The organism is Vibrio sp. YT-19(2023), from assembly GCF_033337395.1.
The window spans coordinates 1-709 of record NZ_JAWOQN010000476.1 but is presented as its reverse complement, the minus strand read 5'-3'; the positions used below and the strand labels follow the sequence as shown (position 1 = coordinate 709).

The 709-nt window shown below is 37.9% G+C and carries 1 protein-coding gene; it reads right to left on the bottom strand.

What is annotated here, in order from left to right:
- Positions 1–132 precede the first annotated feature (132 nt).
- The gene (locus tag R7E78_RS26615; RefSeq protein WP_318058674.1) at positions 133–423 is read right to left on the bottom strand and encodes a hypothetical protein; all 291 of its coding nucleotides are present in this window, start codon (positions 421–423) and stop codon (positions 133–135) included.
- Positions 424–709 lie beyond the last annotated feature (286 nt).

The window sequence follows — 709 nt, the reverse complement described above, 5'->3', positions numbered from 1 at the left end:
CTGGTACTACAGTTCTTTCTAAAACTAACCAGCTACCTAGTATGGCAATGTCTCTACTTCGTTAATAACGAATTAGAACGTACGATATTGTTAATATGTACAAAAACAAAAGCCTCCCTATGGGAGGCTTTTTTATCCCCTACGTATATAAATAGAGCTTGTATTCCCGCATTGTTCTTCAGGAACCCTAAAGCCTATTTTTCGCATCATGTTGTGAAGTACTTTGTTAAACAGCTCCAATTCAACTGTATCGCTTCCCTGTCCTTGTTGATAAGTTTTTAACTCAGGGAACGTGGATATCGCTTCCTGCTGGATACTGGCCAATTCATCCGCATTAATATTTTGTTTGCTCAGTAACTTAGCACTAATAAATGTCTCGTAAGATCGAGCGCATTTCATCAGTCGTAAAACAAATTCATTCATTTCTGTCGTTCTTTTCTAAGTGATAGCCTGACGTTGGTAAGGTGCGCTAAAACACCAAAATATGCCGAGTTAAAAGATACCAAAAATCGATGTACTTCCTCTGTAGGAATAGTCCTATTTACATAGCAGGAAACACCTAAAGCAGCGCTTTATTAACGGCTTAATCAACACGTCACATTCCTAAAATGAATTAAATATTTTCAGCTTTTTAGTCGCCTTGTCTTATAGGGAAACACTAGATGTTTTCGAGAGGAAGGCGGAACACATAAGGTGGAAAATCTACTTC